Origin of the sequence: Caballeronia telluris (assembly GCF_001544495.1) — a bacterium.
GTDB classification, from domain to species: Bacteria; Pseudomonadota; Gammaproteobacteria; order Burkholderiales; family Burkholderiaceae; genus Caballeronia; species Caballeronia telluris.
The window spans coordinates 1-8,716 of sequence record NZ_FCNZ02000072.1 but is presented as its reverse complement, the minus strand read 5'-3'; the positions used below and the strand labels follow the sequence as shown (position 1 = coordinate 8,716).

The window sequence follows — 8,716 nt, the reverse complement described above, 5'->3', positions numbered from 1 at the left end:
GATGAATACCATCGCGTAGCCGCACCACATGCGTAGCAGATCACAGGCTCAAGCAGAACAGGCAATGGCTGAAGTGCCGGCTGCCCCCTCACCCGAGTCACGGATCGACCGACCGCTACGGGGTCGGGCAGAGCCGCTCATGAAATTGCACGATCCCTCGTGTCCCCGGAGTCTCGGCGCGACGGGAGGCCCGAGTCGAGCGGCAGATGACGCGGTTCGTGAATCCGGCGCGGCGGGACTGGCGTCGCGCAAACGGAGCTCGCGTCAACCGGAAGCTCGACGAAGGTCTGGCGCTGCGCGCGCTGCCCCGCCACACAAACATCGCGACCACACGCATCTATGAGCGGCGCAAAAGCCGGCTGGAGGATTCGCCGACCTTCAAGGTGGCTTACTGACCAATTCGTGCCAGTAGATAATGGCACCCTAGCTGATGAAAACGAGTTGCTCTTCCGCCGCGCCGGAGTGGACGAAACACGAGACCCGGCCGGCCCGCACGTTCAGGAGAACGCGATCAATGCCGCTGACCTCGCTGCCATCGCGCCGGCGGCCGGTGACAGTTATTGGGGAATAGGCTATCCCTGCAATGTCGCGGCTGATTTCCATCAGGCGTTTGATGGCGCCCTGGCGCGTCGTAAAGTACCGGTCCATAAAACAAGTTCACTCGCAATACATCATCCGGTAAGAATAACCGCAATCGTCGGCTGATTATGTGGTGTAGTGAACGAAGAATTCACGTCGGTGCCGATGACGAGTCTCCGCTGCTGCGCGGGCAATGGCCTGGCAAAAACGTCCTATCGCAGCAGGCGGCAGGCATGCACGTTTGCTGACCACAGCGCTTTCCGGCACGATCGTCTTACCACGATCAATCGTCCTTACGGCTGGCGAACGTTACCCGGCTAGCCACATCGACGGGACTAATTGCATTCCCTTCGGATACGGATGAAGTCCTGTCTTCCCATAGATAGGCCCAATAGATTTGAATTATTCGGTTCGTGTCTTGATTGGTAGAACGTTAGCCGCTCCCATGATTGGAAAGGCCTTGCATTGCGCGGATGCCCTGCTAAAAAGAATGTCTCCCGGCTTCATGGGTACCATGGGCTCCATCGGTTCCATGGACTCCATCAGTTTCGTCTTGTGTCTTGGCAAACGACCGCGGGTCGCCGCCACTCATTTATGCATGCGGCACCCCGCTCGAGCAAGGCAACACGTTCGTTGCGGCGCTCGGATCGCGTTCGCGTGTCTACTCCCATCGCAACCGCCATACTCGTGCGAAAGAAACCAGGCGGCCCCGCTGCCATCGCGGCCGCGCAGAGTTAGCTGATCCGGTCGATCGTAGGCTCGGTCCGTTCCAGCCTGCGACGAGTTGAACGTCGCCCGATGCGAGTAGGATGAAGTCCCTGATCTTATCGTTTGTGCAGTCCCAAACGGCGCACGAGTGGAATTTTCTCTGCGAAAGCGGCTACTAATGTTTTTCGCTATGATCGCGGGAAGGTTCCAGCTCGTATGCGGCGCACGAGGCGATCTTCGGTTCACCCGCGCTCGAAAAGCGACGTCTGATTACGCGGGACGATCTGACGTCGTTCACGAAGCACATTCGCTGACGCCTTCAACGGCTCAGGTGACGAAGACGACAGGCGTGTCCGTCGGACTCGAATGAAAGAAGCTTGCGATACGGCCTGCACGGACGCAGGACGAGACATCGGAGATCCCATTGTCTTCGGCGCCGTCGTTTTTTTGCCGACGACGATCGACGGACCTGATGTGCCCGTCGCGTAGCGCCGGATGCGGATGAGCAGTTGGATGGCGCCTTGCTCCGTCGTGAAATAGTGGTCCATGCGTGCGTCGCTTGCGGTGAAGAGCGAAGGTTAGCCGTTATTGTCTGATCACTTTCGCGACAAGGAAATTGCCAGCTGGCGACGCCTAAAAGCCCGAAACGAATCGGGCGACGTGGCGGTGCTGGACGCCGCCTATTGGGTCAGGGGCTGCAGCTCGCTCGGCCGCACGCGCTATGCGGTCTTGCCCGACGTGTCTTTTGCCGTGCGTGCGACTTCCCGACTCTACGGCGGCGCAGATAATGCGCCACATGCATCGTTTTCGACCGGTTGCGTCGCAATTCGGCTTGCCATCCTTTCCGCGTCGTCGCATTCGTAGATACGCCTTTGTGGCTTTGGGACAGCATCGTCCAACTGGTGAGCAGTCACGAGGTTGGATATCTGGAGCATTGTCGTCGTTACGCGACCGGGACGTGACCGCGCGAACCGTTGGCAAGATGCTTCTCTGATGACCAGTTGCCGTTCACAGAGGTGCGGCCCGGCGAACGGCGCGGAAGGGTCGGACGCGAAATCCGCTTGCCCGGAGTTCGATGCCGTGGTCATTTGCGCGGTCGTAGCGCGTTCGATGCGGAGATTGGCGTCCCGTTGGCGGCACTGACAGTCTGATCTGACACTTCGCGATCTCAATAGACATCCTTCGCGACGTCGTTGCTCGCGTCGGTAGACGCAATTCCGCAAACATTGAGGGGCGGTACGCCAGTAGGCAAAGCCATCGATCGCGGCAAAAGAGTCCTCGATTCTGCCCCCGTCGTGCTCTGTCAAACCGCCTTTGGTCACACCGCCGCCGCTGCCGGTTACCTACGATTGCCGGATGATCGAGTTGTTGCCGTTTGCGGCAGCAAATTCCAACCACATGAGCATGCGTGCCGCCGCCATAGTCACCGTTTGCCGAGGGCCCGGACCAAAGGATATGTATGGACAACTGTCCACCAACAGTGAAAAATGTATTAGACGACGATACCTTGGGACAAATAGCGTTCAATGCTACAAACGTAGCTCTTCTCAACCGTCGAAGAGGGTAGGCATGGACAAAGAACATTATCGCTTTGTCGTTGCGGGCGAAGATCAGGCCGCGGCTGGTCGGGCAAGTCAAGCGCTTGCGGACATGCTCAGAGAACTCGAGCCGGTGCTGGACGTCGATCGCCAGAAGGCCGACGAGGCGACCATGGATCTCGGCACCATCGTCAACGCCATTGCGACATCCGGTGCCACGCTCGCCATCGCTCAAGGTCTCGCCGGCTGGCTGCGGGCGCGAAAAGGAGCGTCCATCACCATCGAGGTGGACCCCAGCGTCGGAAGCGTGAAAGCCGTGGTGGCAGGCGTCGACGCGGAAGCGGCGGTGAGGATCGCCGAGATCATCCGGAGCTGAGGCGGGAGAATCAGATCGTGCAGGCGTCTCGCTTCCTTGCCTCTGAATCGACCGCTGCAGTCGTTCTTGGCTCTCACGACTGGACCGGGGCCGGACTCGGACGCGCGCCGGCTTTCCTGCATGCGGCCAAAGATTTCGTCGGTTACCTGATCGACAGTGCGGGGTTGGGCCTCGACCCCGCGCTCGTGTTGGATCTTTTCGACGATCCAGCGCCAGCCGGTGAGCAGCTTGCACGCCTCAGAGACACGTTCGATGTGCTGCTTCGTGAGCGGCGCGATGAAGGCCGTCCCGTTGCCGATGTCCTTGTCTATTACGTTGGGCATGGTCAGACCGACGATCAAGGGCATCTGTCGCTTCTGGTGCGGAGTAGTCACCGAGGCATGGAGTCGGAGACCGGCATCAGAGCATCGGATCTCGCCAGGGTACTGAAAGTCGCCGCCCCGCAGCAGCGCCGTATCATCGTGCTTGACTGCTGTTTTTCCGAGGCGGCCGCGCGCGAATTCATTGGCATGTCGGCGACACTGGACCAGGCAGTTGCGGCGACCGCTGCAAAGGACCTGTCGGACGAAGAACCGAGCCGCGGAACATTGCTCATGTGCTCGAGCCCGGTGGGCGAGGTGTCCATCGGTCCTCCCAATGCCAGGATCACGCTGTTTTCGGGTGCGATACTCGAAGTGCTTCGCGATGGAGCGGAAGGATATGCCGAGCAGCTGTCCTTCGCAGACATCCGCGATGCCGCCTTTGAGAAAATGGTAATTGGCTTCGGAGCCAACGCGCCCCGTCCCGTGTTGCATCAGGTGAATGCGCGAAAGGGCGATCTGACGCGCGTTAAAGTTTTCCCTAACCGTGCGTTCCAGGCCGATGCGGCAGCGGACTCTGAGCACGCAGACGCGGCACAGCGCGAGCAAGCGAAGCGCGACGTGGACGTTCAACAGAAAGGCAATTCGGAACCGCAGGCTCGCGGGCCGGCCGTTCACAACCCGCAGGCGCCAGCGACAGAACAAGGCATTCAGGAGGGACACGACGTGATTGCAGCTGGCAATCACCGAGCGGCAGCATCCCAAGCTCATGCGCACCGCACGTCACAGGCGAATGATCCTGCCGCATCCGAGGCTAGGAGAGACGTGCGTTCGAAATTGTTGCTCAATCTCGTTTCAGTTGTGCTTTTTATCGTCTTGGCATTGCTCTACATCGTTTTTTTCAGCGGCCATCTGTAATGACGGCATCTGTCTAAATGTAATAGACACCGATACCGTCTCACCGCTCATTCGCCTCGGCTCGCCGATCTCTGGCGCCGTCCCACAGTCGGTAAGAGATGGCCGACACACTTTAACTTGCTGCTCCGTGCGCAGGCGAACACGTTGTGCAGCGGCTAGTGTCAGTGAGACACTTAGGTAAACGGTTTGCGTACATAATGCCGAGAACACCGTCGCAACAGACGCTGCCGATGCCATTCGATTGCCGTTTTTCCCTTGTCTGCGCGGCGACATTCCGGCGCGCCCGAGCTGGCGGTGCAATCGCGCTCTTTGTATCCGCAATGTCGCTTGCGCATGCGGACGTTCTCGTCACCTTCGCCGAAAGCCCAGTATCGGTCATTCGTGGCGCTTCTCTTTATCAGGCGGGGCTGGGCGCAAAGCTGCAAGACGGCGACATCATCAAAACGGACGGCGGTCAATCGGCGCAAATCGAGGACGGCACGGGGACGCTGGTTGCGCTCGGGCCGCGGACGCAACTTCTCCTGACAGCGCGCTCAGTGCCGCAACATGCGCCAGCAGAACTGGCGCGAATCTCTATGCTGTACGGCTGGCTCAAGGTGAGTTCCACGGTCATCATCGCCCGGCAACAGCCGGTTTCGATCGAACTTGCCGGCCTCAACATCCAGCCTGCAGGCGATGGTGCTTGGGCAGTTGTTGCGATGGCGACGGCTCAACGCATCGCGATTTTCTCCGAGATCGGCGATGACGCGATCGAGGGCGGAGTCCCAGGAAGCAAGTCCAAGCAAACCCTTCGCGAGGGCCAGTACATCGAACGCGACGCCGACAAGTCGCTGCGCACGCAAGCGCGCCCGTCGGCAGAGTTCGTTGGCGCTTTACCTCTGGGTTTTCGCGATACTCTCGTCGGACTATCCAGCCGACTCACTAGCAGACAGGAACTTGCGGCGCCAGTGCGCCCCGTCGACTACGCTGACGTCTCCGACTGGCTCGCGAGCGACGTGAGCGTGCGGAAGACGTTCGTCACGCGCTTCGCTCCGCGGCTCAGGTCAGCGTCCTTCCGCGCGCAGATAGATGCTCATCTGGATGTTCTATCCGAATGGCGCCCGATTCTTCATCCGCCGCCGCACGCGCCGGCTGCACGGCACCAAGGGCATGCTCAGGCGCTCCCAGCATCGCGCAAAGAACGCGACGCCGCCATGCGCTATGAGAAGGAACCGCCATCCGAAGACATTCATGCGCAATGAATGGCGTATGCGCAAGGAAGCATTGACCCCTTGCAGATCAAAAGTGTGGAGCAGCCATGAACTTGTCTTTGACCGCGAAGTTCAATCTTTCCTTTCTAGCTGTGTTCGGCGCGGGCTACGTCGCAACAGGGATATTGGTCGACCGGGCGTTGCTGAATAGCGCAGCCCAGACGACGATGAGGGATGCGAGCCTGATGATCGAAGCGGCTACTGCCGTGCACAAGTACACGTCCGAACAGGTGACGCCGCTGCTTTCCACTCAGATCAGATATGCATTCGTTCCGCAATCGATCCCGGCTTACTCGGCGATAGAGAGCTTGCTCCCGCTCGAGAAGAAAATGCCAGGATTCTTGTACAAGCACGCGATGCTCAATCCGACCAATCCGCGCGACCGCGCCACCGACTGGGAGAACGATGTCATCCGCCGGTTGCATGACCATCCCGAGTTGCATGAGGTGACCGGCGAGCGCGCTACGCCGTTAGGGCCCAGCCTTTACATCGCGCGACCGACACGCATCGACTCCGGCGCGTGCCTTCAATGTCACAGCACGCCTTCCGAAGCGCCGCGCACCGTGCTCGACAAATATGGACCGGCGAACGGTTTCGGCTGGCCCTTGCATGAAACGATCGGCGCGCAGTTCGTCTCAGTGCCGATGTCGCTGCCGCTCGACCAGGCGAGAAGCGTCTGGCGCACGGTGATGCTATCGTTCGCCGCCGTGTTCGCATGCGCCTTGCTCGCGCTAAACCTGTTGGTGAATTTCCTGGTGACGAGGCGGCTCGCTGTGCTGTCGCGCGCCGCTGACCAGGCGAACCTCGGCAACCTTCACATCGCAACGTTCGTGACGCGCGGCGGCGACGAGATCGCATCGCTGGCACTCTCGTTTGGTCGGATGAGAAGCCGTCTGGCCGAAGCGGTGAATGCGCCCAAATCGTGAGATCTGGCACCATTGGCGTGGCGGCGGCAGCCGATCAGCGGGCGTCGTCGAGGGACACCGAAAAGTGGACGATTCGAGCGAGACCTGCCGACGATTCATCGCCTTGGCGTCAGCGGGCGCATCGGGGATGCGGCAGGCGAGAGCCGTCAGGAAGTTGAGACGGGACCAATCGCCTCGTCACAGAGCGTCGACGACCAAGGCTTGACTTCGTCAGTCAATCCAAACGGCGCAGTATACGGAATCGCCCCTCGCGAGCGCGGCGAAAAGCAAGGCAGCCCGCGACTACCTCAAGAAAAAGCCGGCGTCGAAGTCGATCATGATAAATTGCACCGCGTCCTTTTTCGCAAGAGGCTTCGGCCCCGATCGACATCGTGACAAAGCCGATAAGACTCTTCAGATCACGCCGGAGCACGGAAAAATGGCTCCCGGAGGGACTCGTCGGTGATGTCGCGAAAATCGAAAAAGATCCCGCAAACCACGGTGTATCTAATCACGGCGGCGGCCTGAACGTCCGACCTATCAAAACCCGCGATAAAAAATCGAGGTTACAGGATTTCGACCGGCCTGGAGACTACCGGCGGACTCACGAAGCGGGAATCGACGGTGGAGACGAAATGAAACTCATGTCCAATGCCGAGTGCGCGATCGGCTTCACGAGATTATCGGCCATAGGGCATCGATAGTTACCCTTCCCCTAACCGCTGCGCGCGATACCTAGTGTCACAGCGGGCTGAATCTTTCGAAGTCCCCGGCATAGCGTTTGGCGAGCGGGCGCGCAGATTCTCCGTGCTTTGCAGGGCGCAGGTTCAGTGCAACGGGCGTCTCGCTTCACTTCATACAGCGGCCACGCCGTCGACAACGGCCCCCAGCGCTTCTTGTAACTGCACGCACAAGCCGGCCATGCTTGCGCAGCGGAGCACTCGCTTCGCTGCCATCCTCATCGAGCGCGCGCTCGCGGCGGTTTGTCGATGAATCGACGCGCCACCATGCGCCAAGCTGACCGAGCGCGGCCATCAAGGGTCGTTCGCGATGCGCAATCGTATGACCGCGGTTCGGCGCACAGCCGACACTCAACTGCTTGCCTCCGTTTCGGGAGGTCTTTCGGGTCGAAGAGGGAAGCATAGCCGCAGCTGCGAAACGAGAGCACATCGGCGCCGGCAGTGAGCAAGCGTATTGGCGCGCCCGAGGACACGCTCAGGACCACATTGCTGACCCGTCATCACAAGGTCGTCGAGCCGACGGCTGCCGGGTGCGCTTTGCTGAACCCTGCGCGTCGCGCCTTCGATATTCGGAAAGCACAAGCTCGACCCGCATCGCGCAGGGCTTGGGTCTTGCTTCCGGCGATAAAGTAGCCGAAGCCGTCCGCGCGATTACCGCGAAGCTGGGGCTGCCCCGCGGATTTGCGGAACCCGGGATGACGCGTGGGTTGCTTCCGCGCATCATGGCCGCGCTGAAGGATCACAGTCACAAGGCGAATCCGCGCGAGAGATCGAGGGCGAATCATGAGACGATACCGGAAGCGTCGATGTAACCCGCTCGCCTGACGACATTCGTGTCGTGAAACGGGCGTGTCGTCGTTATTGCCAGAACGTGCCGTTTCGGACATGCAGATTCAATTGCGCCGTCGACGGCAGCGACGCAGGCACGAAGCGACCGTCGATCCAGCGGCTCATCTGAATGATTGCTTCCATCGACCGCACGCCGTGCACGAAATCGCATCGCAGAAAGCCGTCGATGATGCTCTCGTTGATGCGCGCATACTCGATTCCGTTCGAGTAGTTGATGAAGATCGGCTTCGCGTTCAGCTTGAGGATGGAACGCAGCTTGACGGCGCGGCGCAACATCTGCAGTTCCCGATCGCCTTCGCTCAGTTTCAGGTCCGCGATATCGAGATAGCCGCGCAGACGGCTCGTGAAGTCATCGAGCTTCGAGGAGCGCAGGTCCGATGCGCTCAGTTCATTCGTTTGCCCCGGTTCATCTGGTTCGCCCGGCTCCGGTTCCTTTTTCTTCAACGGGTTGGCGAAGTCATCGAACCCGTTCGAGGTTGTCACGGATCGGCGTAATGACGCCGGGGATGATCGCCGTAATGGCGCCAGTTTGAAGTGAAGTAAAACGCGGATTC

General features: G+C 60.0%; 10 protein-coding genes. 8 read left to right on the top strand and 2 right to left on the bottom strand.

Going from position 1 to position 8,716, the window contains the following annotated elements:
* Window positions 1-206: 206 nt before the first annotated feature.
* Window positions 207-395 carry a hypothetical protein gene (locus tag AWB66_RS34750; RefSeq protein WP_087633936.1) on the top strand — a complete coding sequence of 63 codons (189 nt, stop codon included), beginning with the start codon at window positions 207-209 and terminating at the stop codon, window positions 393-395.
* Between the two features lie 7 nt (window positions 396-402).
* Window positions 403-705, top strand: a complete 303-nt coding sequence (locus AWB66_RS33385; RefSeq protein ID WP_125469872.1) for a hypothetical protein — start codon at window positions 403-405, stop codon at window positions 703-705.
* An 824-nt stretch (window positions 706-1,529) separates the two neighbouring features.
* Here AWB66_RS33385 and AWB66_RS33380 read toward each other — a convergent pair.
* Window positions 1,530-1,835, bottom strand: coding sequence for a hypothetical protein (locus tag AWB66_RS33380; RefSeq protein ID WP_125469871.1), 306 nt, complete (start codon window positions 1,833-1,835; stop codon window positions 1,530-1,532).
* A gap of 40 nt (window positions 1,836-1,875) precedes the next feature.
* On the opposite strand from AWB66_RS33380, the gene AWB66_RS35235 reads away from it, so the two are divergent.
* From AWB66_RS35235 to AWB66_RS35230, 6 genes are all read left to right on the top strand, one after another.
* Entirely contained in the window at window positions 1,876-2,151 is a 276-nt protein-coding gene (locus tag AWB66_RS35235) for a DUF2252 family protein (protein WP_087633934.1), read from the top strand.
* Between the two features lie 705 nt (window positions 2,152-2,856).
* A complete protein-coding gene (locus AWB66_RS33910; protein ID WP_087633933.1) occupies window positions 2,857-3,201 on the top strand; it encodes an effector-associated constant component EACC1 in 345 nt (114 codons plus the stop codon).
* A gap of 17 nt (window positions 3,202-3,218) precedes the next feature.
* Window positions 3,219-4,418, top strand: a complete 1,200-nt coding sequence (locus AWB66_RS31620) for a caspase family protein (protein ID WP_087633932.1) — start codon at window positions 3,219-3,221, stop codon at window positions 4,416-4,418.
* A gap of 197 nt (window positions 4,419-4,615) precedes the next feature.
* A complete protein-coding gene (locus AWB66_RS31615) occupies window positions 4,616-5,659 on the top strand; it encodes a FecR family protein (RefSeq protein ID WP_125469869.1) in 1,044 nt (347 codons plus the stop codon).
* 68 nt (window positions 5,660-5,727) lie between these two features.
* Entirely contained in the window at window positions 5,728-6,594 is an 867-nt protein-coding gene (locus tag AWB66_RS31610; protein ID WP_235021343.1) for a c-type heme family protein, read from the top strand.
* A 1,160-nt stretch (window positions 6,595-7,754) separates the two neighbouring features.
* Window positions 7,755-7,946, top strand: coding sequence for a hypothetical protein (locus tag AWB66_RS35230; RefSeq protein WP_407642356.1), 192 nt, complete (start codon window positions 7,755-7,757; stop codon window positions 7,944-7,946).
* A gap of 225 nt (window positions 7,947-8,171) precedes the next feature.
* Here the strand turns inward: AWB66_RS35230 and AWB66_RS31600 are convergent, their stop codons facing one another.
* Entirely contained in the window at window positions 8,172-8,645 is a 474-nt protein-coding gene (locus AWB66_RS31600; RefSeq protein ID WP_125469868.1) for a hypothetical protein, read from the bottom strand.
* Window positions 8,646-8,716 lie beyond the last annotated feature (71 nt).